Here is a 23,300-nt window from a genome sequence, read left to right on the forward strand (position 1 = left end):
GGAGGACCCTGTGACAGCCAGAAAATCAAAACCAAGAGGGTTGGGTCGCGGGCTTTCGGCATTGATGGCGGATGTCACACAAGAGCCCCAGGGACGCGTGCCAACTGATTCACGGCGGCCGGACCTGACGATTCCGATCGAAAAGCTTCACGCAAACCCAAATCAGCCGCGCCGCACCTTTGCCCGGGAACATCTGGATGAGCTTGCCGCTTCGGTCAAAGAGAAGGGGATCATTCAGCCGTTGATCGTCCGCGAGATTGCCGAAGGCGATTATGAAATCGTCGCGGGTGAACGCCGCTGGCGCGCGGCGCAAATGGCGCAGTTGCATGATATCCCCGTTATCGTTCGCGATTTTGATGACACTGAGGTTCTGGAAGTCGCCATTATCGAAAACATTCAGCGCGCGGATTTGAATGCGGTGGAAGAGGCGGCCGGCTATAAGCAGCTGATGGACCGCTTTGGTCATACGCAAGAAAAGCTGGCTGAAGCATTGGGCAAAAGCCGCAGTCATATTGCCAATTTGCTGCGCCTGTTGTCCCTGCCAATGGATGTACAAACCCTTGTAATAGAAGGAAAATTATCGGCTGGCCATGCGCGAACGCTGATCACGGCCGAGAATGCCTCGGACCTTGCAAAGCAAATTGTCAAAGATGGGCTGTCGGTGCGAGCAACGGAAGCGCTGGTGAAGAAGCAACAGCAGGGGGATGCGGCCCGACCGGCACCAAGGTCTCGGGATCTGAATGCGGGTAAAGATGCGGATACCCGGGCGCTGGAAAAGGATCTTTCCGCGATTCTAGCGATGAAAGTGGCGATCAATCACAAAGCGGGCTCGGAAACGGGGCAGGTGGTCCTGACCTATGAGAACCTGGATCAACTGGATGATCTTTGTTCCAAGCTCAGCCGCTAGGGCGGGTCCAGATAAAGAACATCACGCCGCCTAGTACAATCGCCTGGATGATCAGGACATGAGACGGCGCAGACATCATGACCGATAGTCCAAATACGGCGGTGACCGACAGGGTGGCCGCCTTTTTTGCGGCCGGACGAATCGCGCCTGAACTCTGCCAATCGACGATCATTGGGCCAAACAGTCGGTGCGTTATCAGCCAGCTATGCAGCCGTGAAGACGAGCGGGCAAAGAAGAAGGCGGCGAGTAGCAGAAATGGAACCGTTGGTAGTAGGGGAAGCACCACCCCAACAGCGGCCAGCCCGACGCATAACAATCCAAGCCCTGCCCACAGATATTGCATGGTCTATCCCAAAAGTTCGCGGATCACCGCGTTCAAGACGGCCCGCCCGTCGGTTGTGGCCATCAGTTTACCATCCAGCATTTGAACCATGCCGATATCCTGAAGATGGCCCAATGGGTCTTGTGGTAAGGGGTGGCCTGATATTTCCGTATATCTATCTATATCTAGCCCGTCGGTAATCCTAAGGCCCATTATAAGGTATTCACTTGCCTGGTCTTCACGCGACAATGCGGCGCGTTCTTTCTCTCCGCTACCACAGGAAGCCGCGTCCAACCACCGCTGCGGATTCAGATAGGTTTCAGTCGCGTATTTCTGGCCATTCTGGGTGATCCGCCCATGGGCGCCGGGGCCAATGCCGACATAGTCACCATAGCGCCAATAGATCAGATTGTGCTGTGATTCCGCGCCGGGGCGGGCGTGGTTCGATACCTCATAGGCGGGCAGACCATGAGCCTCGCAGATTTCTTGCGTGGCCAGATACATATCGGCGGCGCTATCATCCAAGGGTAGGCCGCGTAGCTTGCCCACGGCATAGCGATCACCAAAGGCGGTTCCGTCTTCTATGGTCAGTTGGTACAGCGACAGGTGATCGACCGCCATCGACAGGGCTTCGGTCAACTCTGCGCGCCAGGCATCAAGGGTTTGATGTTGCCGCGCATAGATCAGGTCAAAGCTGACCCGTTCAAAACAATGACGGGCTATGTCATAAGCAGCCCGCGCTTCGGCCACGCTGTGAATGCGGCCCAGCCGGCGCAAATCGTCATCATTCAGCGCCTGTACCCCCATCGAGATACGGTTGACGCCTGCTTCTTGGTAGGCAGCGAACCGTCCCGCCTCGACCGAGCCGGGATTGGCTTCAAGTGTGATTTCCATGTCATTGGCGGCGTGCCAAAGGGCGCGGGCGGTATCAATCACTGCGGCGACGGTTTCGGGATCCATCAGAGACGGGGTGCCGCCGCCAAAGAATATGGTGTTCAGGACACGGTTGGGGGTTTCGGAAGCACTACGGCGCAACTCGACCAGATATGCATCAAGCCATTGCTTTTGATCAATATTTCTTGAAACATGGCTGTTGAAATCGCAATAGGGGCATTTGGCCTCGCAAAAGGGCCAATGCACATACAGGCCAAAGCCCCCATTGCGCCAATCATCCGCCAAAACAGCCTTTCACGAACATCTCAACCGCGCGACCGCGATGGCTGATCTTGTTCTTTTCCCAGCGATCCATCTCGGCAAAGGTAATGCCATGACCCTCGGGCACAAACATTGGATCATAACCAAAGCCGTCCGCACCGCGAATGGGCCAGACCAAGTGACCGGGGGCGATGCCTTCGAACACCTCATCATGCCCGTCGGGCCAGGCCAAAACCAGCGTGCAACGAAATTGTGCGGTGCGGGGATGGGCGGCGTTCTTCGCCTCAAGCTCCCCATGTGCGCGTGTCATCGCCACTAGGAAATCGCGGCCATTGCCGGTTTCTGCCCAATCGGCGGTGTAGACGCCCGGCGCCCCGTCAAGCGCGTCGATGGTGATCCCGGAATCGTCCGACAGGGCAGGAAGGCCGGTGGCTTTGGCGGCGGCATGGGCCTTGATCCGGGCATTGCCGACGAATGTATCCTCGGTCTCTTCCGGTTCAGGCAGGTCCATGTCCGCAGCGCCGATAACACTGACGCCAAAGGGTTCAAGCAGATGTGCCATCTCCTCAAGCTTGCCTTTGTTATGCGTGGCCACTAGCAACCTGTCGCCGTCGAACTTGCGGGTCATGCGGTGGCGGCCTTTTGCGCAGCAGCCAGTTCACTAACGCCCTGTTCGGCCAGATCCATTAGTTGATCCATCTGAACGCGGCTAAAGACAGAGCCTTCGGCGCTCATTTGAACTTCGATCAATTTGCCGGACCCGGTCATGATAAAGTTGCCGTCCACGCCGGCTTCGCTGTCTTCGGGGTAATCCAGATCCAGCACCGGTTGACCGGCGTAAATACCGCAGGATACGGCTGCAACCGGGTCAACCAGCGGGTCCGAGATCACGTCACCCGTTTTCATCAGCTTGTTGACCGCAAGACGCAGCGCAACCCAACCGCCTGTGATCGAGGCACATCGGGTGCCACCATCAGCCTGGATCACATCGCAGTCGACGGTGATCTGGCGTTCACCCAAGGCAACCCGATCGACACCTGCACGCAGGGCACGGCCGATCAAACGCTGGATTTCCACGGTACGACCACCCTGCTTACCGCTGGCAGCCTCGCGCCGCATCCGTGTATTGGTCGCACGGGGCAGCATGCCGTATTCAGCGGTAACCCAGCCCAGGCCCGAACCCTTGATGAACGGTGGCACGCGATCTTCGATCGTGGCAGTGCACAACACATGGGTATCGCCCATCTTAATCAGGCAGGAACCTTCGGCATGTTTGGTAAATCCCGTTTCGATTGAAACGGCGCGCATTTCGTTTAGATCACGTCCTGAGGGTCGCATGGGAATTCCTTTGTTTGCTGGTTTGGGGATACCGCCCCGCAGCGTCAGGATGCAACCCTGATTGACCTTTCGCCTACCTGCTATTTAATGGCCATCCAGCAGAGGATTGCCGATGAGTGACGCAAGCAAAATTCTGAACGAGATGAATGACCGGTCGCGCGAGGTGTTTCGGCTGATTGTCGAAAGCTATCTGGATAGCGGTGAGCCTGTCGGCAGCCGTACCCTAACGCGCACTTTGTCGGAAAAAGTCAGTGCGGCGACGGTTCGCAATGTGATGCAGGATCTTGAGTTTCTGGGCCTGCTCGACAGCCCTCATGTCAGTGCGGGGCGGATTCCGACGCAACACGGGTTACGGATGTTCGTGGACGGATTGCTGGAGGTCGGTGATCTGGGCGCGGATGACCGGCAGAAGCTGGACGACACACTGGGCGCTAACTCGGGGGATGTCGGCGGGATGCTTGATCGTGTCGGCGCGGCCTTGTCACACGTGACACAAGGGGCCTCGCTGGTTTTGACGCCGAAACACGAAGCGGAAATCAAACATATCGAATTTGTGTCGCTTGGGCATGACAGGGCCCTGGTGGTTTTGGTCTTTTCCGACGGTCAGGTGGAAAACCGGCTGTTCAAGCCGCCACCCGGGCAAACGCCCAGCTCGATGCGGGAAGCGGCGAATTTTCTGAACGCGCTGATCGAAGGCCGCACCATCAGCGAGGTTCGCCGTCAGATGCTGACCCAGATCGATTTGCGGAAACAGGAAATTGACGTGCTGGCCCGTGAAATGGTCGACAGCGGCATGGCCGCATGGGACGGGGATGATGGCGACTCGGCTCGTTTGATCGTCCGAGGGCGGGCGAATCTGCTGGGTGAACGTGGCGAAGCAGATGAGTTGGAGCGCATTCGCACCCTGTTTGACGACCTCGAACGCAAGCGCGACATCGCCGAATTTCTGGAATTGACCGAAGAAGGCGAAGGTGTGCGCATTTTTATCGGGTCTGAGAACAAACTTTTCTCACTTTCGGGTTCCTCTTTGGTGGTGTCTCCATATATGAACGCTGATCGTAAGATAATCGGTGCGGTTGGGGTCATCGGGCCCACACGTCTGAATTATGGACGGATCGTGCCGATCGTGGATTATACGGCGCAACTGGTCGGCAAACTGATATCCGACCGGAGCTAGAGGGTAAGAGATGGCAGAGCCCAAGAACGAAGATTTTCTGGACGATATCGCAACGGCCGAGGCCGAAGAGCTGGCTGATGAATTTGCTGAGATCAGCGAAGAAGCGCTGGAGCTGGATGAGCTGCGCGCCGAGCGCGACGACTACAAAGACAAATTCATGCGTGCATTGGCCGATGCGGAAAACGCGCGCAAGCGCGGCGACAAGGCACGGCGCGATGCTGAACAATATGGCGGCTCGAAACTGGCTCGTGACATGCTGCCGGTCTATGACAATATGAAACGCGCGCTTGAGGCCGCAACCGACGAGCAGAAAGAGGTCGCAGGCGCTTTGCTGGAAGGTGTTGAACTGACCATGCGCGCGCTGAAGGACGTGTTTCAGAAACACGGGATTCAGGTGATCACGCCAGAAGTTGGCGATCGGTTTGACCCCAATGTGCATGAGGCGATGTTCGAGGCCCCCGTGCCCGGAACACGCGCTGGTGACATCATCCAGGTATCTGCAGAAGGCTTTATGCTGTACGACCGGCTCTTGCGCCCCGCGCAGGTGGGTGTGTCGTCCACGCCGGCAAGCTAAGCACCTAAGATATCAATCAATTATTGAGGCGGTCAGGATCTGGCCGCCTCTTTCAATTTATAGATCAGGTCCAATGCCTCGCGCGGGCTTAGCTCATCCGGCAAGATCTCACCCAACATATCCGCAACGGGTGAAGCTTTTGGGGGAGGCGGTGGCGGCGGGGCAGCCGAGAACAGCGGTAGATCGTCGATCAAAGCCTTTTGCTTGCCGCCTTCGCGTTCGGTTTTCTCCAGCTGGTCCAGCACAACGCGGGCACGTTCGACAACGGATGCCGGCAGGCCAGCCAGTTGCGCCACCTGGACACCATAAGATCGATCCGCGGCGCCTTTGTGAACCTCGTGCAAAAAGATCACCTCGCCCTCCCATTCCTTGACCGCAACGGTGGCATTGTCGACACCTACCAGATTTCCGGCCAGCGCGGTCAGCTCGTGATAATGCGTTGCAAACAGCGCGCGACATCTATTGGCGGCGTGCAGATGTTCGAGCGTGGCCCAGGCGATGGAAAGCCCGTCATAGGTGGCCGTCCCGCGTCCGATTTCATCCAGGATGACCAGCGCATGATCGTCGGCCTGATTGAGGATGGCGGCGGTTTCGACCATTTCAACCATAAAGGTCGACCGCCCCCTGGCCAGATCGTCAGATGCCCCGACACGGCTGAACAGCTGGCTGACCACGCCGATATGGGCTTGTTCGGCGGGAACATAGCTGCCCATTTGGGCAAGCAGGGCGATCAGCGCATTCTGCCGCAAGAAGGTTGATTTACCCGCCATGTTGGGGCCGGTCAGCAACCAGATTGCAGCACCATCTTCCGCGCTGAGATCACAATCATTAGCGATAAACGCGTCACCGCTTTGTTGGCGCAGCGCATGTTCAACAACCGGATGCCGCCCGCCCTGAATATCAAAGGCACGAGAGGCATCGACCTGCGGGCTACACCAGTTCTCGCCCCGTGCCAGATCGGCCAGCGCAGTGGTTAAGTCCAGTTCTGCCAGCCCGCGCGCGGCTTGGTTCAGCTGCGCAGCACGGGTAAGAATCTCATCAGAAAGCCTTTGATAGAGCCGCTTTTCGATTTCCAAAGCATGGTTGCCCGCATTCAAGATACGGGTCTCGATCTCGGAGAGTTCGACAGTGGTGAACCGCACCTGATTGGCCGTGGTTTGCCGGTGGATATAGGTTTCGGAGAACGGCGGGTTCAACATCTTTTCGGCATGGGTTGCCGTGGTTTCAATGAAATAGCCCAGCACGTTGTTATGCTTGATCTTCAGTGAGGTGATGCCGGTGTGCTCGGAGTATTTCTGCTGAAACCCGGCGATGACGGATCGACCTTCGTCGCGCAGGGTGCGCGCCTCATCCAGTTCCGCGTCATAGCCGGGGGCAATGAAGCCGCCATCGCGCGCCATCAGGGGCGGTTCGGCCACAAGCGCCTCATCCAGCAGGGTCAGCAGATCATCAAACCCCGTCAGGTTTTGCACTGCAGTGGCCAGCAATACCGGCAGATCTCCGGCATTGCACAGTTCGGCGATGGTTGCGGCCTGCGCCAGCCCGTTGCGGATGGCGGCCAAATCGCGAGGGCCGCCACGATCTAGCGACAGGCGCGACAAGGCGCGGTCCAAATCGGGGGTTTTGCGCAAGGCATCGCGCAGATCTTGGGCGATCAGGCTGTCATCGGCTGTAAAACTTACCGCATCCAACCGCCCGTGGATCACATCCAGATTGCGCGAGGGGCTGGACAGGCGCTGTTCCAACAGCCGCGCGCCGCCCGGCGTCACCGTACGGTCAACCACCGACAAAAGCGATCCGGCGCGCCCGCCAGACAGCGACCGGGTCAGCTCCAGATTGCGGCGTGTTGCGGCGTCGATTTGCACCACGCGGTCCTCGGATTCTTTCAGCGGCGTTTGTAGCAGTGGTAATTTGCCTTTTTGCGTGATCTCCAAATAGTCAATCAATGCGCCCATAGCGGACACTTCGGCCCGGCCAAAATTTCCAAACGCGTCCAGCGCGCCCACGTGAAACAAATCGCAGATGCGCTTTTCAGCCGCCGTGCTGTCGAAACTGGCACGGCCAATGGGCGTCAGTGAGATGCCCAGATCGCGGGCAGGTTCGTGCAGGACCTGTTCGGCCCCGTCCGCCACGATCAGTTCCGACGGGGCCAGCCGGGCCAGTTCAGGGCTTAGGCGTACAGAGGTCAAAGGCATCACGTGAAACGCCCCGGTTGAGATATCGGCCCAGGCAAGCGCCGCTTCATCCCTCACCTCGGCATAACAGGCCAGAAAGTTGTGGCGGCGTGCCTCTAGCAGCGCGTCCTCGGTCAGTGTTCCGGGTGTCACCAGTCGGACAACACCGCGCTTTACCACTGATTTAGAGCCTCTCTTCTTGGCCTCCGCCGGGCTTTCCATCTGTTCGCAAACGGCCACGCGAAAGCCTTTTCGGATCAGCGTCAGCAGGTACCCTTCGGCGGCATGGACCGGCACACCGCACATCGGGATGTCGGCGTCGTTGTGCTTGCCGCGTTTGGTCAGGGCGATGTCCAGCGCCTCGGCGGCGTTGACGGCATCCTCGAAAAACATCTCGTAGAAATCGCCCATCCGGTAAAACAGAAGGGCGTCGGCATGGGCCTCTTTGATTTCGAGATATTGCGCCATCATCGGCGTGACTGTGGACAAGGCTGATCCCTTTTGACGGCGTTCGGTCGCGACCTTACAAATCCGCCATCTGGTGCGAAAGGCAAAAGTATTCTCGTTGAGGCGCGCGCGTGCCTGCGCTATGAGGCAGAAGCCCCGTAGTTGCAGAGAAACGACGTATCAAATGCCCAAAGCGAAGATCACCAACGAAGAGGCGCTGGCCTTTCACCTGGACCCAACTCCTGGCAAGTGGGAGGTACAAGCCACCGTTCCCATGACCACGCAGCGCGACCTGTCGCTGGCCTACAGCCCCGGCGTGGCTGTTCCATGTGAAGCAATCGCGGAAAATCCAGAAACGGCCTATGACTATACCAACAAGGGAAATCTGGTCGCCGTGATTTCGAATGGGACGGCGGTTTTGGGTCTTGGTAATCTGGGCGCGCTGGGCTCAAAACCGGTGATGGAGGGCAAGTCAGTCCTGTTCAAGCGTTTCGCTGACGTAAACTCGATCGATATCGAGTTGGACACCGAAGACCCGGATGAGTTCTGCCGCGCCGTGCGTCTGATGGGCCCGACCTTTGGCGGCATCAATCTGGAAGACATCAAGGCGCCCGAGTGTTTCATCATCGAACAGCGCCTGAAGGAAGAAATGGATATCCCCGTCTTCCACGATGATCAGCATGGCACGGCGGTGATCTGTGCAGCGGGCCTGCTGAATGCGCTGCGTATCTCGGGCAAGAAGATTGAAGATGTGAAGATTGTTCTGAACGGTGCTGGGGCTGCTGGGATAGCGTGTATCGAACTGCTCAAGTCCATGGGCGCGCGGCATGAAAACTGCATCGTGTGTGACACTAAAGGCGTGATTTATCAGGGCCGGACCGAGGGCATGAACCAGTGGAAATCGGCCCATGCGATCACCACGGATCTGCGTACGCTGGAAGACGCCATGAAAGGCGCAGACGTCTTTCTGGGCGTGTCGGTCAAAGGGGCTGTGACGCAAGATATGGTCGCCAGCATGGCCGATAACCCGGTGATTTTTGCGATGGCAAACCCCGACCCCGAGATCACACCGGAAGAGGCGCATGAGGTGCGCGTAGATGCCATCGTCGCCACAGGGCGCAGCGATTATCCGAACCAGGTCAACAACGTGTTGGGCTTTCCCTACCTGTTCCGCGGTGCGCTGGATATCCACGCCCGCGCCATCAATGACGAGATGAAAATTGCCTGTGCCCACGCCTTGGCCAACCTTGCGCGCGAGGATGTCCCGGATGAGGTCGCGATGGCCTATGGTAAGTCGCTGACCTTTGGGCGCGATTATATTATCCCGACACCTTTCGATCCGCGCCTGATTCACCGCATTCCGCCCGCCGTTGCGCGGGCCGGGATGGATACCGGCGCGGCGCGGCGCCCGATTATCGACATGGACGCGTATGAACTGAGCCTGAAATCCCGCATGGATCCGACCGCCAGCATTCTGCGCGGCCTGAACGCGCGGGCCCGTCAGGCGCAAAGCCGAATGATCTTTGCCGAGGGCGACGATCCGCGTGTGCTGCGGGCTGCGGTGATGTATCAACGCTCGGGCTTTGGTAAAGCGCTGGTCGTAGGCCGCCCAGATGACGTCAAGCAAAAGCTGGAAGAGGCCGGGCTGGGCGATGCTGTGCGTGAGCTGGAGGTCGTGAATGCCGCCAACACTGCGCATCTCGATACCTATTCTGATTTTTTGTACGATCGCCTGCAGCGTAAAGGCTTTGATCGAAAGGATATTCATCGACTTGCCGCGCGCGACCGGCACGTGTTTTCATCGCTGATGCTGGCGCATGGGCATGGCGACGGTTTGGTCTCGGGCGCGACGCGTAAATCGGCGCATGTGCTGGATCGGATCAACCATGTGTTCGATGCAGATGCGGCCCGTGGCGCGGCCGGTGTGACGGCGTTGTTGCACAAGGGGCGGATCGTGCTGATCGGCGACACTCTAGTCCATGAATGGCCGGACGAAAACGATCTGGCCAATATCGCTGAGCGTTCAGCAGCCGTTGCCCGCCATATGGGGCTGGAGCCGCGCGTTGCCTTTGTCAGCTTTTCGACGTTTGGCTACCCGGTGTCGGAGCGGGCCGAAAAGATGCACCGCGCTCCTGCCGTTCTGGATCAGCGTGGCGTAGATTTCGAATACGAAGGTGAAATGACGGTGGACGTGGCGCTGAATGTCGACCAGCAGGCAAACTATCCGTTCCAGCGACTGACCGGACCGGCGAATATCCTGATTGTCCCAGCACGGCATTCGGCCTCGATCTCGACCAAGTTGATGCAGGAAATGGGTGGGGCCACGGTGATCGGCCCGATCTTGTCGGGCATCGACAAGCCGATTCAGATCTGTTCGACCATATCGACGGCCAATGACATTCTGAACATGGCCATTCTGGCCTCCTGCGATATTGGTTAAGCCATGACAATTTGGAATCTAGGCTCGATCAACGCAGACATGATTTATGATGTGCCACACCTGCCTGGCGCGGGTGAGACGCTTTCGGCCAACCGTTTGGATCGGTTTCTGGGCGGTAAGGGCGCGAATATGTCCGTCGCCGGCGCGCGGGCCGGTGCGCGGGTGGCGCATATTGGGGCCATAGGGCCCGACGGGCGCTGGGCGCGTGACAGGCTGACCGAATATGGCGTCGATACCCGGTGGATTGCCGAAGTTTCAGATCCTACCGGGCACGCTATTATCGCCGTAGACGCCGAGGGTGAAAACAACATCATCCTGTTTCAAGGCGCAAATCATGCAATTACGTCAGATCAACTGGGCCAGGCGCTGTCATCGGCGGATCAGGGTGATCTGATTGTGACGCAAAACGAAACCAACTTGCAGGTCGAAGCCGCAAAAATGGGCCGCGAAATGGGGCTGACTGTCTGTTACGCGGCGGCCCCTTTTCAAGCCGATGCAGTGCGGGCGGTTCTTCCGTATCTGGATTTCCTGATCCTAAATGAGGTCGAGGCCGAGCAGCTGCGGCAGGCAACCGGGCAGGGCCTGTCCGAGTTGGGGATAGAGCATGTCATTGTGACCCTCGGATCAAAGGGCGCGCGATATCATCATAAGGGGACGACCTCGGATTTTTTGGCTCACAAGGTTCAGGCGGTGGACACAACTGGTGCGGGCGATACGTTCACAGGTTACGTTCTGGCAGGAATGGATCGTGGCATGCCGATGGAGCAGGCAATATTGCAGGCAAACCGGGCTGCCGCGTTGATGGTGACACGGCACGGTACGGCGGATGTCATTCCTGATCTGAAAGAAGTGCGCGAAGCGCGCTTTGATTAAGACCCGGCAAAGGGCGCGTCACTGCCCCACAGCTGTTTGACGCGGGCGTCGCGACCGCAGGCTTTGCGATAGGCCTTATAGGCGTTGTGCTGGCGTTTGGGACCAAACCGCGTAAAGACCAGTTTTTCGCCCTTATAGTAATCCTGATGATAGGCTTCGGCCGGGTAAAACCGGTCCTGTTGCAGGATCGGGGTAACAATCGTTTGACGCAGGACGTGCTGTGCTTTGGATTTTGCAGCCTCGGCCAACGCCTTTTCGCCTGTATTAGAGACGAAAACCGCTGTGCGGTAACTCTCTCCACGGTCGCAAAACTGACCGCCCGCATCCGTAGGGTCGACCGAGCGGAAAAACAGGTTCAGCAGGGTTTCACGGGAAACACGGTCCGGATCAAAGGTAATCTGAACCGCCTCGTAATGGCCTGTGCCGCCTTTGGACACCTCGCCATAGGTTGGGTCGGCGGTCGCGCCCCCGGTATAGCCCGAGACCGCCTGAACCACGCCCGGCACGGATTCGAAATCGGATTCAACGCACCAGAAACACCCCCCGGCCACGGTCAGCGTCTCGGTTCCGGCAGCCGGTGCAGGCGCGGCGCGCAGCATTGCGACGATGAGGATCAGCGCAAACAGAAGCCAAGGTTTGACAGCGTCAATGTATGTGGTTCGGATCATGGTGGGTCTCCTTCCATGATCAGACTGCCTTGGGAAACCCCCGGGCGCAACGCGCTGACATCTGTTCTCACGCGCTGGTGAGACGAGTTTATCGCCTTAGCCCAGCAACTGCCCCAGCTTCATCGCCACACCCATATTGCCCGTGATCTTGAGCTTGCCCATAGCAATACCGGTCATCGGGTTCAGCTTGCCGGTCAACAGCTTGGTCAGGTTCTCTTGCGAGATACGGATGGTGCAATCCGTGTCCTGATCCTGCGTCGTCGCCTGATTGTCGGCCAGAACGATCACACCGGCATCGCCGCAATCGAATTTCAACGACCCATCAAAGTTGCGCCCGACAAGGTTTTTCTGAATGCCTTCGACAATAGTGCTGAGTTCCATATGACCCCTCCTGATCCCAGAACAGGGTTAGGGGGCTTCAAAATCACAGGCAAGGGCCGCGATCTAATGACCTTGGGTAAGGGATTTCAGATTGTCTTTTCGGTCATCGAAACCGGGATGTGTGCTGAACCAGCCGTCATCTTGGTCGCCAAATCGGGCAGCCATCAGATCAAAGAACTCTTCCGGCCCGCCGGGATCGAACCCCGCCTTCGCGGCCAGATCGACGCCAAAACGATCCGCCGATAATTCATGTTCGCGGGAAAAGGACAGGGACAGGATCAGATTTCCCTCAAGCAGGATCTCATCAAGGATCGGCCCGGTATCACCTGCCAGCAAGCCAATCAGCACATACCCTCCGGCCGAGCGATAGACCTGGTGCAGCCCGTGCTGTTCCGCGACATGCCCCATCTCATGCCCGATCACCCCGGCCACGGCATCGGTAGAGGCGAGGTTAATCAGATCATCCGTAATCACGATGGTGCCATTTGGCAGGGCAAAGGCGTTTGGACCCATACCCGGCATGTGGCGAAACTCTAGCTGGTAGTCGTGATCCTGCGCGTCCGCGCCCATAGCGGCCAGAATACGGTCAAAGCTGTCTTGCACCTCGGCCTTTTTGCTGTCGGAGAGGGCGCTGGGTTCGGCTATGAAGCGATCCACAAACTGCATCACCCCGGCGTCAATCGCTGCAACCAGCGGCGGCGGAGTCATCCAGACCGCCAGCGCAACCAGCAGCGTAAGCCCAAACTTCCACACCGCCCAGGCGCCGGCCAGACAGGCCATCGTGACGACGATCAGGCGAGGGTGAAACCGTTCAAACCCATGCAGAACTGATCCACTGTTGCCCCCGACCAGATGTTCCAGCGCCGCGTGCTGATCTGTCAGGAACAATGTACCATCGGCAAAGATAACCCGGCGTTCGGTCTGGCCGATGCGCGGTTCGATCTGCAATTCATCAGGGTTGCAGCGGGTCAGGATCTGGCCCTTGTCATCGATCAGCCAAGTGGTGTTGGTGCCGATCGCCAGCCGGCACGGCAGTTCACGCGAACTTAACGCAGGATAGGCGCGCCCGGTGACGGACGCGCCTTGATCATTGGTCGGATCGGCCACAGGCCTAGACCGCAATGCCGATATCGAACCCTTCGATATCGCCATAAGCATCGCCAATGGCGCTTACATTTGTGGTGACCTCATCGACAAACTCATCCAGCGGGCCACCGGGGATGAAGATGGTGTGGTTTGCCAGATACCGCACCCGACGCACATGTGCCCAGGGCAGCATCAGGCCCAATGTCATGACAACAACGATCAGGTTAGAAACGGTGATCCACAGAAGGTGCAGGGCAGAAATGTTGGAGTGAAAACGGTGGTTTTCACCCAAAACCGAGTGGTTATAGACCGTGTTGCGCACCATGGCGTGATAGATGATCGTCGCCGGGATGATGGCCAACAGAAGGAACCCATAAAGCGAGGCAACGGAAATCAAGGCAGCGATGTATTCCGGGTCACTTTCCAGCGTCTGAAGCGCGCTGAGGCTCGAAAGGCCAAAGCCAAAAAGGGTCACCGACAGGACCAAGGCAATGAAGACCCAGGCTGCGGCCGCAAGGAAGGCTTTGTAGAACGGTGCGATTGGGCTGTCGAAATTCAGCGGCGTTTTCCCGAAGCTGTGCCCATTCACGTGAAACCGTTGGATCGAGCGGGTGACAAAGGGCCATGTGGTATAAAGCGTCAGCGCCGAAACAATGGGATAGAGGAAGTAATTGGCCGCCGCCGATCCGGTGGTTCCGTGGAAATTGAACCTCACATTTGACCAGCTGGACATGCGCGCCTGAAACCGCAAGGAGCGGACCAGTAGGTAAGGGATCAAGAACAGCAGCCCTAGAAGCATGATCAGGCCGACAAGCGGAATCGCTGCCAGAACAGAATAGGCAACGATGCCCGCAACTACGATGATCCGACCGATCAGGATCTGCAGGCCGGTTGCGTGATAATCAAAGCTGCGCCCAGCTACATAGGTGTTCTGATAAAAGTACTTCTTGGTCCGAACCTTGGCCCAGGCGCTGTAGATGCCCAGGGTCAGGATCGACAACAATAGGTTAACAATCCAGATGCCAAAATATTCTCTAGCGGAGCCTCGGAACTCAAAATCCCTGGGGGTTCCTTGCTGTCCATCTGTCTGCATGACCGCCTCAATAAAATAGATTGAATTCGGCTGACCCGGATTTGAATCAGCTCGCGGTATCAATCATCTCACAAGCAGGTAATTCTACGGCAAAGTTGCGACAGAATTCGTATGTTGCAACTTTGCCGTGTGTCTTACTTTGACAGCCGTTTGTCGCGTGCTGCCAGCAGTTTCAGGCGCAGGGCGTTCAGTTGGATGAATCCCGCAGCGTCTTTCTGATCGTAGGCACCAGCATCCTCTTCGAAGGTCACGTGCGCCTCGGAATACAGCGAGTGTTCCGACCAGCGGCCCACGGTCGATGCCAGACCTTTGTACAGCTTCACGCGCACGGTGCCGGTGACATGATCCTGAGATTTGTCGATGGCGGCCTGCAACATTTCCCGCTCGGGCGAGTACCAGAAGCCGTTATAGATCAGCTCTGCATATTGAGGCATCAGCTGGTCCTTCAGATGCATCGCGCCCCGATCCATGGTGATGGATTCGATGCCACGGTGTGCTTCCAACAGGATTGTGCCGCCCGGTGTTTCATAGATACCGCGCGATTTCATGCCAACAAAGCGACCTTCGACCAGATCGAGACGCCCAATGCCGTGCTTGCCGCCATATTCGTTCAGCTTGGTCAGGATGGTGGCCGGGCTCATCGCCTCGCCATTGATGCTGACCGCGTCACCTTTTTCGAACCCGATCTCGATGAATTCTGGTTTATTCGGCGCGTCCTCGGGGTGGACCGTGCGCTGATAGACGTAATCGGGCGCCATATCGGCGGGGTCTTCCAGAACCTTGCCCTCGGATGAGGTGTGCAGCAGGTTGGCATCAACCGAGAACGGCGCCTCGCCACGTTTGTCCTTGGCGATCGGAATCTGGTTCGCCTCGGCAAATTCCAGCAGCTTGGTGCGGCTGGACAAGTCCCACTCGCGCCACGGGGCAATCACCTTGATGTCAGGGTTCAGCGCGTAAGCGGCCAGTTCGAACCGTACCTGATCGTTGCCCTTACCGGTCGCGCCATGAGATACGGCATCCGCTCCGGTCGCCTCGGCAATCTCGACCAGACGTTTCGAGATCAACGGGCGCGCAATCGAGGTGCCCAGCAGGTACAGGCCCTCATACTGCGCATTCGCGCGGAACATCGGAAAGACGAAATCGCGGACGAATTCCTCGCGGATGTCCTCAATATAGATGTTTTCGGGCTTGATCCCCAGCAGCTCGGCCTTCTTGCGGGCGGGCTCCAACTCCTCGCCCTGACCCAGATCGGCGGTGAAGGTTACGACCTCACAACCATACTCGGTCTGCAGCCATTTCAGGATGATCGAGGTATCAAGGCCACCGGAATAGGCCAGAACAACTTTCTTGGGCGCGGACATCTGACTTCCCTTTATGCGTAGAACGACTGGCCCCTAGCGGGTTTTGAACGCGGGGGCAAGTTATCTGCGTTGACGCAGGTCGGGATTTGGGGTGAAACAGAAGGAAAGAAAACAAGGATTGGTTGAAGGGATAGATTTCAGATGTTGGGTTGGAAGATTTTTGCACATTCGGTGCGGATGGTTTTTGGGAATCTCAAACAGGTTTTGCAGATTACGTTCGGGCCATCTTTGGTTGCGACAGCGGTGATTGTCGCCCTGTTTTTTGTATTGGACGTTCCGCTGGATCAACTCAATACAACCACCGGAGAGTTACCTGCGGGCGTTTCGAGCGGATCGGCGATTGGCTTCCTGGTGGGCTTTATGGTCGTGATATTTGTGACGATGTTCTGGATTGTGGTGTCGTGGCACCGCTTTGTCCTGCTTGAGGAATATCCAAGAGGTATTTTCCCAACCTTCCGGTTCGATAGAATTCTGGCCTATTTCGGGCGGGTTCTTCTGTTGGGTATCCTGATGGCCATCGCGTTCCTGCCGGCGGGCGCGGTACTTTCAGCGCTGGGCGGTGGAGCATTGTCAGTTGTGTTTGTCATTGTCCTTGTCGTCTTCCTCATCATCGGCTTCTACCGTTTGTCCATAATCCTGCCTGCAGCAGCGATTGGGCAACCGTTGACACTTGGGCAAGCTTGGAACAACACCGCCGGTGCGGGTGGTGCGATCATCGTTCTTTTGCTTGTAAGCTTTGTGTTCCAGGTCGTGGTCCAGTTGGTCTTTACAGCGCTCGCTTTCATCCCGGTTCTGGGTGTTTTGCTCTCACTGTTCTTTGGGGTTCTGGTTTTGCCGCTGATCAATGTCAGTATCTTGACCACCATGTACGGCGTGTTCGTTGAAAAGCGCCAGCTGACCTGAACTCGTACACATATGTATTCCTTGCTCTTTCAGCGATGATGGGGCAGGGAAACCGGCATGAGTGATTTCATGACCCGCGCCCGCGCTGCCGAACAGGCGATGCGCTCTGTGTTTCCGGTGACGCCTCTGCAGCGCAATGCCCATCTGTCTGATCGTTTCGGGGCCGATATCTGGCTGAAACGTGAGGACCTCAGCCCGGTGCGGTCCTACAAGATCCGCGGTGCGTTCAACGCCATGCGCAAACAGCAGGGGCAGAACCTGTTTGTCTGCGCCAGCGCGGGAAATCATGCGCAGGGCGTGGCCTTTATGTGCAAGCACATGGATGTGAAGGGTGTGATCTTCATGCCCGTGACGACGCCGCAGCAGAAAATCCAGAAAACTCGTATCTTCGGCGGCGACAATATCGAGATTCATCTGACCGGCGACTATTTCGATGACACGTTGGCCGCCGCGCAGGCGTGGTGCACCGAACAGGGCGGCCATTTTCTGTCGCCCTTTGACGATGTTGATGTGATCGAAGGGCAAGCCTCGCTTGCGGTTGAGATCGAAGCGCAGTTGGGTGGGTTGCCGGACCACATCCTTTTGCCAGTAGGCGGTGGCGGCATGTCTGCGGGCGTGGCTACGTGGTTTGGCGATCGAACCCATTGCCTGTTTGTGGAACCCAAAGGCGGTGCCTGTCTGCACGCGGCAATGGCAGCAGGACATCCGGTGGCATTGGATCAGGTGGACAATTTCGTTGACGGTGCTGCGGTTGGTCGGATCGGTGAAAAACCGTTCGAATTGCTGAAATCCCGTCATCTGTCGGATGCTCTGGTCCTGTCCGAAGACCGCATCTGCACAACCATGATCGAGATGCTGAATGTCGAAGGCATCGTTCTGGAACCCGCCGGGGCTCTCGCGATTGAGGCGCTGAGCGATATTCAGAGTTTTATCCGAGGGAAAACCGTTGTCTGCGTAACCTCTGGTGGCAACTTCGATTTCGAACGCCTGCCCGAGGTCAAGGAACGCGCGCAGCGCTATCTGGGGGTGAAGAAATACTTCATCCTGCGCTTGCCACAGCGCCCTGGCGCATTGAAAGAGTTCCTGAACATCCTTGGCCCCGAGGATGACATTGCGCGGTTTGAATACATGAAGAAATCGGCACGAAACTTCGGCTCGGTTCTGATTGGTATCGAAACCCGCAAGCCCGAAAACTTTGCCCGTCTGTTCGCGCATCTGGATGAAGCCGGGTTCACTTTTACGGATATCACCGAGGACGAGACCCTCGCCCAGTTTGTGATCTGAGCAAATGACCAGACTGCAATGTTGTCTGTCGCGGCGATGGATCAGCTGCGTTTGAAACAGACAATATACAGGGCCGGGTTGTCACCCATCGCTAGTGTACCTGTTTGCTGCCTGTACGGCGCCGCTCAGAGCTCGTTCAATCCTGCCTGAAACTCCGTTGCGGAGGTCCGGAATGTGCCGACTATTTCGGCGATATCGACGGTTGCGGCCTGACCCTGTGCCGAATGGCGCTCACCATCTTGGCAGAGCTTGGCCAATGTCCTGAATCCCAGACTAAGCGCGCTGCCCTTCAAGGAGTGTAGATGCTTTTCGAAGTCAGACCGATCATCATCGACCTGCAAATGCTCCAGGCCTTGTTGCACCTCATCGAGAAAGATTTCCACTACCTCGTCAAACTCGTCGGCGCCGACCTCGTCCCGCAGCTGTCTGACCCTGGACCAGTCGATCATGGCCATCCTTTCCCTAAAGATAACGACCCGATTATCACTACAGGCCGTTGGTAAATCCGTGGTTAAGATGGATGCATTTACGACCTTCACAGGATGTTAAACAGCCGTGCGCTAGGGTCGTCCCGTTCCGCATTATGTGGCAGAGCTGAGGGTCAGGTGGCAGAGGTCAGTCAGGCAGAAACAAAGGCAGAGCTGGATTTTGGTGCGATTCGCAAGGTGCTGGTCGTTGATGACAGTCGTCTGCAACGTCGCATCCTTGTGGCCTCGCTGAAGAAATGGGGCTTTGAGGTGCTCGAGGCAGACAGCGGAGAGGCCGCCATCGAAATCTGTGCGGCCATGTCCCCCGACCTGGTCCTGAGCGACTGGGTCATGCCGGGGATGAGCGGGCTGGAATTCTGTCAGGCATTTCGGGCGTTGGAGAATGACGAATACAGCTATTTCATCCTTCTGACTTCAAAAAGCGAAAAGCAGGAGGTTGCGCGCGGACTGGATGCCGGGGCGGATGATTTTCTGATCAAACCTCTTGAGGCCGATGAATTGCGGGCGCGCATATCTGCGGGCGCACGGATATTGGATATGCAGCGTGAGCTGTCTGATAAGAACCGAATGATCGAGACCGCGCTCGAAGAACTGAAAGTGGTCCATGATGCGATCGACAAGGACCTGATTCAGGCGCGTAAGATACAGGAATCTCTGGTCCCCGAACTCACGCGTGATTTCGGTAGGTCGCGTATCAGCATGTTGCTGAAACCTTGTGGGCATATCGGTGGCGATCTGGTGGGAATGTTTTCACCGGGGGTCAACCGTGTGGGGTTTTACAGCATCGATGTGTCCGGCCACGGCATCACCTCGGCGATGATGACAGCACGGCTGGGCGGGTATCTGTCCAGCAAACATTTCGATCAGAACGTGGCGATGGAAAAGCGGTTCGATAAATTTTACGCATTGCTACCACCTGATCAGGTGGCAGAGATGCTCAATTCCCGCCTTATGGCTGATGCTGGCGTCGAAGAGTATTTTACCATGGTCTATGCCATTATCGACCTGCGAAACGGACATCTCAAGATGGTGCAGGCAGGGCATCCGCATCCGCTGTTGTTGCGACAGGATGGTGGGACCGAGTATCTGGGGCAAGGTGGACTGCCCATCGGACTGTTGCCGGATGTCACGTTTCAGCGAACCGATACCTACATGAAGCCCGGTGACAAGCTGTTGCTATATTCAGACGGGTTCACGGAATGCCGGATGGCGGATGGATCCCTGCTGGAAGAAGAGGGGCTGTGTAGAATGGTGACGGATTGTGCCACCGATCTCAGCGGGCCCGAATTTCTGGACGATATGTTCTGGCGGCTGACACAGGCCATGGATCCGGACCAGGGTATGGATGATGACGTATCTGCGGTTTTCTTTGAATACAGCGGGCCTTAAAGCCCCATCAGGTGTCCCGAAGCGAAATGTCGGTCGCCGCTGTTGCCCAGCATCTGCGCGGCATCCGCACTGTCCAGCCAAAGGGCTTCGTGGAATGGCTCTGAAGGTGGACCTATGCGGCGCACAGGGCGGGCTCGATATATCAAACAGACCTTTTCGGCCCACAGGTCATATTCGGGCATGTATGTGAAACGGCGAAAGGCGCCGACCCGCCGCGGGCCGGCAATCAACCAGCCGGTTTCTTCAAAGACTTCGCGATGCAGGGCGGTGATGGGCGATTCGCCCGGGTCAATACCGCCACCCGGCAACTGTAGATCAGGGCCGGGCTCTGTCTGGCAGGTCAGCAACAGATGTCGTCCTCGAGGCAACAATGCGTATACACCCACACGTCGTGTGTATTTGCGCCCCGCTTGTGGGGTTTCACCGAACCGTCTGATCATGTATGGCCCCTTACAACCCGAAATCTTCGACCTATATGCTGGCGGTATGCCAATCTGTGGCGTTTAAGGAAACCCCATGTCTCTTGGAACAAAAATCGCGTGGGACGACACCGTCCTGCCCTTTCAACTTGATATACCGGATATGCGCGGACGTGTGGCGCGGCTGGACGGAGTGTTGGATGGCATTCTGAAACAGCACGACTATCCCGAAAAGGTCGAGGCTTTGGTGGCCGAGATGGCCTTGCTGACTGCTCTGATCGGTCAGACCGTCGCGTTGCGCTGGAAGCTGTCGCTTCAGGTTCAGTCCAAAGGCGCCGTTCGGATGATCGCAACCGATTACTACGCTCCGCAGGCCGAGGGCGAACCGGCTCGCATCCGCGCCTATGCCAGTTTTGACCCGGACCGCCTGACCGATTCCACACCGTTTGATCAGGTGGGTGAAGGCTATTTCGCCATCATGATTGATCAGGGCGAGGGCACGCAGCCTTACCAGGGGATCACACCGCTGGCTGGCGGCTCTCTCAGCGCATGCGCAGAGGCGTATTTCGCACAGTCCGAACAGTTGCCGACGCGGTTTTCACTGAGTTTCGGCAAATCAACTGAACCTGGCGTCGGTGAGCACTGGCGCGCAGGCGGCATCATGCTGCAGCACATGCCCAAAGCGTCACCATTTGTAGCCAACGCAGAGGGTGACGGTCAGATTCTGTCGGCGGATGATCTGGTTGACGGTGAGGAAGGTGAAAATTGGGGGCGCGTCAACATCCTTCTGGATACTGTTGATGACCTTGAACTGATCGGCCCTTCGATTGCGCCAACCGACCTGTTGATCCGGCTGTTTCATGAGGAACAGCCACGGGTTTATGATGCGCAATCGGTTCAGTTCGGCTGCACCTGCTCGGAAGAGCGCGTGCGCCAAAGCCTGTCGATCTATTCGGCGCGCGACATCGAAAAGATGACAACCCCCGAGGGCCAGGTCACCGCCGATTGTCAGTTCTGTGGTGCCCATTACGTATTGGACCCCGTCACCGTTGGCTTCGATGCCGGTGAGGCCTGATCCAACAGAACAGCTGCGGGCGGCCCTGAGCCGCCCCGGCAACGGGTCCAGTGATTTCGATCTGAACCCTGATGCGGTTTTGCCAGCGGGGCGCAAGCTACGTCCAGCCGGGGTTCTGGTTCCGATTCTTGTAACGGATGAGGCCCCGCGCCTGCTTTTGACCAAGCGCTCATCGGCGCTGAAACACCATCCCGGCCAGATCGCCTTTCCTGGCGGAAAACAGGATGAGACCGATCCGGATGTAACCGCAACCGCCCTGCGGGAAGCACAGGAAGAGATTGGCCTTTCCTCGGATTTGCCTGAAATTCTCGGGCATTTGCCTACCCATGAAACCGTGACGTCTTTTGTCGTAACCCCGGTTGTCGCGATCCTACGAGACGGGTTCGACCCAATTCCTGAGCCGGGTGAAGTTGACGAAGTTTTTTCAGTCCCACTTGCGCATGTTCTAAACCCTGCGAATTATATCGTTGAGTCGCGTCGCTGGCGGGGCCAGCGGCGGTATTATTTCACCGTGCCCTATGGCCCTTATTACATCTGGGGGGCTACGGCCCGGATGTTGCGGGGCTTGGCTGCGCGGGTGAGTGAATGATGAAGCTATCAGAAAGCTGGGTTACAAACCCGGCAACCCAGACAGTCTGCGCCGTTTTGATCGATGCCGGTTTTCAGGCGCTTTTCGTCGGCGGTTGCGTCCGCAACGCGCTTTTGGGGGCGCCGGTCTCGGATCTGGATATTGCCACGGACGCTCCGCCCCAGCAGGTGCTGGATTTGATGCGGGCGGCGGGGTTGAAGGCCATTCCAACTGGGATCGAGCATGGCACGATAACCGTTGTCAGCCAAAGCATCCCGCATGAGATCACGACCTTCCGGCGAGATGTCGAAACCGATGGCCGCCGGGCTGTAGTGGCGTTCTCGAACAATGTTGATGAAGATGCCAGCCGGCGCGATTTCACCATGAATGCGCTGTACGCCCGCCCGGATGGGACGCTTTTGGACCCGCTGAACGGACTGCCCGATCTAAAGGCCCGAAAGGTCCGGTTCATAGGCAACGCCCAGCACCGCATCCGCGAAGACTATCTGCGCTCTTTGCGCTATTTTCGGTTTCACGCCTGGTATGGGGATATCGAAGCCGGGTTTGATCCCGAAGCGCTGTCGGCCATTGCAACCAATCTGGACGGATTGGCAAGCCTGTCGCGCGAACGGGTTGGGGCCGAGTTTATGAAATTGCTGACCTCGCCTGACCCTGCGCCTTCGGTCGCTGCCATGCGCAGCACGGGCGTTCTGGCACAGATATTGCCGGGGGTTGAGGATCGATCACTTGCCCCGCTGATCGCCTTGGAACAGCAGGCTGGGGCAAAGCCCGAGCCGGTCCGGCGGCTTTCCTCCATCGCCACGCCCGAGATTGCCCAGACCCTGCGTCTGAGCAAGGCCCAGATGCAACGCCTGACACGGATGCGGGATGAGGCCGCGGGAACCGCGGGCACTGCCGAGCTTGGGTTCCGTTATGGCGAAGAGGACGGCCTGCACGAAGTTCTGCTGCGTTGTGCTTTGTTGGAACAGCCCTGGTCCGAGGATAAGCGGCAAGCGCTCCGGGACGGGGCGGCAGCGGATTTTCCCGTGCGGGCCGCTGACCTGATCCCTGACTTTACCGGCCCGGCGCTGGGCAAGAAACTGGCCGAGCTTGAGGCGCGCTGGATCGCCTCGGGTTTCACCCTGACGCGCTCCGAGTTGCTGGTCGAGTAAATTGAA

Annotated in this window: 23 protein-coding genes; 11 read left to right on the forward strand and 12 right to left on the reverse strand. The window is 57.6% G+C overall.

The window, feature by feature from the left end; all coding sequences use genetic code 11:
* The first annotated feature begins 10 nt into the window (after positions 1-10).
* Positions 11-907, forward strand: coding sequence for a ParB/RepB/Spo0J family partition protein (locus AC2FIC_RS18250; RefSeq protein ID WP_142637412.1), 897 nt, complete (start codon positions 11-13; stop codon positions 905-907).
* Here the strand turns inward: AC2FIC_RS18250 and AC2FIC_RS18255 are convergent.
* From AC2FIC_RS18255 to rph, 4 genes are read right to left on the reverse strand one after another with little or no spacing between them, the layout of a single operon-like run.
* Positions 897-1,250, reverse strand: a complete 354-nt coding sequence (locus AC2FIC_RS18255; protein ID WP_142637410.1) for a YbaN family protein — start codon at positions 1,248-1,250, stop codon at positions 897-899. The two genes, AC2FIC_RS18250 and AC2FIC_RS18255, sit on opposite strands and share 11 nt — an antisense overlap.
* Positions 1,251-1,253: 3 nt before the next feature.
* Positions 1,254-2,408: a radical SAM family heme chaperone HemW gene (hemW, locus tag AC2FIC_RS18260; RefSeq protein ID WP_496692600.1), complete on the reverse strand. Its 1,155-nt coding sequence runs from the start codon at positions 2,406-2,408 to the stop codon at positions 1,254-1,256.
* On the reverse strand, positions 2,398-3,012 hold the full coding sequence (gene rdgB / locus AC2FIC_RS18265; RefSeq protein ID WP_496692601.1) for an RdgB/HAM1 family non-canonical purine NTP pyrophosphatase: 615 nt from the start codon (positions 3,010-3,012) through the stop codon (positions 2,398-2,400). Before rdgB ends, hemW begins: the two co-directional genes overlap by 11 nt.
* A complete protein-coding gene (gene rph / locus AC2FIC_RS18270; RefSeq protein WP_496692602.1) occupies positions 3,009-3,722 on the reverse strand; it encodes a ribonuclease PH in 714 nt (237 codons plus the stop codon). The genes rdgB and rph overlap by 4 nt, the downstream gene beginning before the upstream one ends.
* 112 nt (positions 3,723-3,834) lie before the next feature.
* Between rph and hrcA the strand changes: the two genes are divergently transcribed.
* Entirely contained in the window at positions 3,835-4,899 is a 1,065-nt protein-coding gene (gene hrcA, locus AC2FIC_RS18275; RefSeq protein ID WP_496692603.1) for a heat-inducible transcriptional repressor HrcA, read from the forward strand.
* A 10-nt stretch (positions 4,900-4,909) separates the two neighbouring features.
* A complete protein-coding gene (locus AC2FIC_RS18280) occupies positions 4,910-5,473 on the forward strand; it encodes a nucleotide exchange factor GrpE (protein WP_142637400.1) in 564 nt (187 codons plus the stop codon).
* Between the two features lie 32 nt (positions 5,474-5,505).
* On the opposite strand, the gene mutS is transcribed toward AC2FIC_RS18280, so the two are convergent.
* Positions 5,506-8,118 (reverse strand): DNA mismatch repair protein MutS, encoded by a 2,613-nt coding sequence (mutS, locus tag AC2FIC_RS18285; RefSeq protein WP_496692661.1) that lies wholly within the window; start codon positions 8,116-8,118, stop codon positions 5,506-5,508.
* Between the two features lie 160 nt (positions 8,119-8,278).
* Between mutS and AC2FIC_RS18290 the strand changes: the two genes are divergently transcribed.
* Both AC2FIC_RS18290 and AC2FIC_RS18295 read left to right on the forward strand, forming a co-directional pair.
* Entirely contained in the window at positions 8,279-10,534 is a 2,256-nt protein-coding gene (locus tag AC2FIC_RS18290) for an NADP-dependent malic enzyme (RefSeq protein WP_142637398.1), read from the forward strand.
* Between the two features lie 3 nt (positions 10,535-10,537).
* Positions 10,538-11,407, forward strand: coding sequence for a ribokinase (locus AC2FIC_RS18295; protein WP_496690211.1), 870 nt, complete (start codon positions 10,538-10,540; stop codon positions 11,405-11,407).
* Here AC2FIC_RS18295 and msrA read toward each other — a convergent pair.
* The 5 genes from msrA to AC2FIC_RS18320 form a co-directional block, all read right to left on the reverse strand.
* Positions 11,404-12,075 (reverse strand): peptide-methionine (S)-S-oxide reductase MsrA, encoded by a 672-nt coding sequence (gene msrA, locus AC2FIC_RS18300; protein ID WP_496692604.1) that lies wholly within the window; start codon positions 12,073-12,075, stop codon positions 11,404-11,406. The two genes, AC2FIC_RS18295 and msrA, sit on opposite strands and share 4 nt — an antisense overlap.
* 96 nt (positions 12,076-12,171) lie before the next feature.
* The gene (locus AC2FIC_RS18305; RefSeq protein WP_496692605.1) at positions 12,172-12,456 is read right to left on the reverse strand and encodes an SCP2 sterol-binding domain-containing protein; all 285 of its coding nucleotides are present in this window, start codon (positions 12,454-12,456) and stop codon (positions 12,172-12,174) included.
* Between the two features lie 63 nt (positions 12,457-12,519).
* Positions 12,520-13,563, reverse strand: a complete 1,044-nt coding sequence (locus AC2FIC_RS18310) for a M48 family metallopeptidase (RefSeq protein WP_496870201.1) — start codon at positions 13,561-13,563, stop codon at positions 12,520-12,522.
* Positions 13,564-13,567: 4 nt separating this feature from the next.
* Positions 13,568-14,635, reverse strand: a complete 1,068-nt coding sequence (locus tag AC2FIC_RS18315) for a YjgN family protein (RefSeq protein ID WP_496870202.1) — start codon at positions 14,633-14,635, stop codon at positions 13,568-13,570.
* 134 nt (positions 14,636-14,769) lie between these two features.
* A complete protein-coding gene (locus tag AC2FIC_RS18320) occupies positions 14,770-15,996 on the reverse strand; it encodes an argininosuccinate synthase (RefSeq protein WP_142637390.1) in 1,227 nt (408 codons plus the stop codon).
* 141 nt (positions 15,997-16,137) lie between these two features.
* Here AC2FIC_RS18320 and AC2FIC_RS18325 point away from each other — a divergent pair, with 141 nt between their 5' ends.
* Positions 16,138-16,899: a hypothetical protein gene (locus tag AC2FIC_RS18325; RefSeq protein WP_496692608.1), complete on the forward strand. Its 762-nt coding sequence runs from the start codon at positions 16,138-16,140 to the stop codon at positions 16,897-16,899.
* Positions 16,900-16,956: 57 nt separating this feature from the next.
* Complete coding sequence (gene ilvA, locus AC2FIC_RS18330; RefSeq protein ID WP_142637386.1) at positions 16,957-18,183, forward strand: threonine ammonia-lyase IlvA; 1,227 nt, start codon at positions 16,957-16,959, stop codon at positions 18,181-18,183.
* 125 nt (positions 18,184-18,308) lie between these two features.
* Here ilvA and AC2FIC_RS18335 read toward each other — a convergent pair whose 3' ends face one another.
* Positions 18,309-18,632: an Hpt domain-containing protein gene (locus tag AC2FIC_RS18335; protein ID WP_271950708.1), complete on the reverse strand. Its 324-nt coding sequence runs from the start codon at positions 18,630-18,632 to the stop codon at positions 18,309-18,311.
* Between the two features lie 156 nt (positions 18,633-18,788).
* Here AC2FIC_RS18335 and AC2FIC_RS18340 point away from each other — a divergent pair, with 156 nt between their 5' ends.
* Positions 18,789-20,060 (forward strand): PP2C family protein-serine/threonine phosphatase, encoded by a 1,272-nt coding sequence (locus AC2FIC_RS18340; protein ID WP_496690215.1) that lies wholly within the window; start codon positions 18,789-18,791, stop codon positions 20,058-20,060.
* Here AC2FIC_RS18340 and AC2FIC_RS18345 read toward each other — a convergent pair.
* Positions 20,057-20,500, reverse strand: a complete 444-nt coding sequence (locus AC2FIC_RS18345; protein WP_496692609.1) for an NUDIX hydrolase — start codon at positions 20,498-20,500, stop codon at positions 20,057-20,059. The two genes, AC2FIC_RS18340 and AC2FIC_RS18345, sit on opposite strands and share 4 nt — an antisense overlap.
* Before the next feature lie 76 nt (positions 20,501-20,576).
* Here AC2FIC_RS18345 and hslO point away from each other — a divergent pair, with 76 nt between their 5' ends.
* The 3 genes from hslO to AC2FIC_RS18360 are packed head-to-tail and all read left to right on the forward strand — an operon-like array spanning position 20,577 to position 23,294.
* Positions 20,577-21,554 (forward strand): Hsp33 family molecular chaperone HslO, encoded by a 978-nt coding sequence (gene hslO / locus AC2FIC_RS18350; RefSeq protein ID WP_496692610.1) that lies wholly within the window; start codon positions 20,577-20,579, stop codon positions 21,552-21,554.
* Entirely contained in the window at positions 21,538-22,143 is a 606-nt protein-coding gene (locus AC2FIC_RS18355) for a CoA pyrophosphatase (RefSeq protein ID WP_496692611.1), read from the forward strand. Before hslO ends, AC2FIC_RS18355 begins: the two co-directional genes overlap by 17 nt.
* The gene (locus AC2FIC_RS18360; protein ID WP_496692662.1) at positions 22,143-23,294 is read left to right on the forward strand and encodes a CCA tRNA nucleotidyltransferase; all 1,152 of its coding nucleotides are present in this window, start codon (positions 22,143-22,145) and stop codon (positions 23,292-23,294) included. The genes AC2FIC_RS18355 and AC2FIC_RS18360 overlap by 1 nt, the downstream gene beginning before the upstream one ends.
* The last annotated feature ends 6 nt before the right edge of the window (positions 23,295-23,300 follow it).

It is taken from the genome of Ruegeria sp. CDSC079 (assembly GCF_059610505.1).

Excerpts from the sequence above, each read along its gene's own strand:
- AC2FIC_RS18355 (WP_496692611.1), top strand. The coding sequence starts at position 21,538 with ATGCCGGTGAGGCCTGATCCAACAGAACAGCTGCGGGCGGCCCTGAGC.
- AC2FIC_RS18305 (WP_496692605.1), bottom strand. The coding sequence starts at position 12,456 with ATGGAACTCAGCACTATTGTCGAAGGCATTCAGAAAAACCTTGTCGGG.
- AC2FIC_RS18295 (WP_496690211.1), top strand. The coding sequence starts at position 10,538 with ATGACAATTTGGAATCTAGGCTCGATCAACGCAGACATGATTTATGAT.
- hrcA (WP_496692603.1), top strand. The coding sequence starts at position 3,835 with ATGAGTGACGCAAGCAAAATTCTGAACGAGATGAATGACCGGTCGCGC.
- ilvA (WP_142637386.1), top strand. The coding sequence starts at position 16,957 with ATGAGTGATTTCATGACCCGCGCCCGCGCTGCCGAACAGGCGATGCGC.
- AC2FIC_RS18325 (WP_496692608.1), top strand. The coding sequence starts at position 16,138 with ATGTTGGGTTGGAAGATTTTTGCACATTCGGTGCGGATGGTTTTTGGG.
- AC2FIC_RS18280 (WP_142637400.1), top strand. The coding sequence starts at position 4,910 with ATGGCAGAGCCCAAGAACGAAGATTTTCTGGACGATATCGCAACGGCC.
- hslO (WP_496692610.1), top strand. The coding sequence starts at position 20,577 with ATGTCTCTTGGAACAAAAATCGCGTGGGACGACACCGTCCTGCCCTTT.
- AC2FIC_RS18255 (WP_142637410.1), bottom strand. The coding sequence starts at position 1,250 with ATGCAATATCTGTGGGCAGGGCTTGGATTGTTATGCGTCGGGCTGGCC.
- AC2FIC_RS18315 (WP_496870202.1), bottom strand. The coding sequence starts at position 14,635 with ATGCAGACAGATGGACAGCAAGGAACCCCCAGGGATTTTGAGTTCCGA.
- AC2FIC_RS18320 (WP_142637390.1), bottom strand. The coding sequence starts at position 15,996 with ATGTCCGCGCCCAAGAAAGTTGTTCTGGCCTATTCCGGTGGCCTTGAT.
- mutS (WP_496692661.1), bottom strand. The coding sequence starts at position 8,118 with ATGATGGCGCAATATCTCGAAATCAAAGAGGCCCATGCCGACGCCCTT.
- msrA (WP_496692604.1), bottom strand. The coding sequence starts at position 12,075 with ATGATCCGAACCACATACATTGACGCTGTCAAACCTTGGCTTCTGTTT.
- AC2FIC_RS18360 (WP_496692662.1), top strand. The coding sequence starts at position 22,143 with ATGAAGCTATCAGAAAGCTGGGTTACAAACCCGGCAACCCAGACAGTC.
- rph (WP_496692602.1), bottom strand. The coding sequence starts at position 3,722 with ATGCGACCCTCAGGACGTGATCTAAACGAAATGCGCGCCGTTTCAATC.
- AC2FIC_RS18290 (WP_142637398.1), top strand. The coding sequence starts at position 8,279 with ATGCCCAAAGCGAAGATCACCAACGAAGAGGCGCTGGCCTTTCACCTG.
- AC2FIC_RS18345 (WP_496692609.1), bottom strand. The coding sequence starts at position 20,500 with ATGATCAGACGGTTCGGTGAAACCCCACAAGCGGGGCGCAAATACACA.
- rdgB (WP_496692601.1), bottom strand. The coding sequence starts at position 3,012 with ATGACCCGCAAGTTCGACGGCGACAGGTTGCTAGTGGCCACGCATAAC.
- AC2FIC_RS18335 (WP_271950708.1), bottom strand. The coding sequence starts at position 18,632 with ATGATCGACTGGTCCAGGGTCAGACAGCTGCGGGACGAGGTCGGCGCC.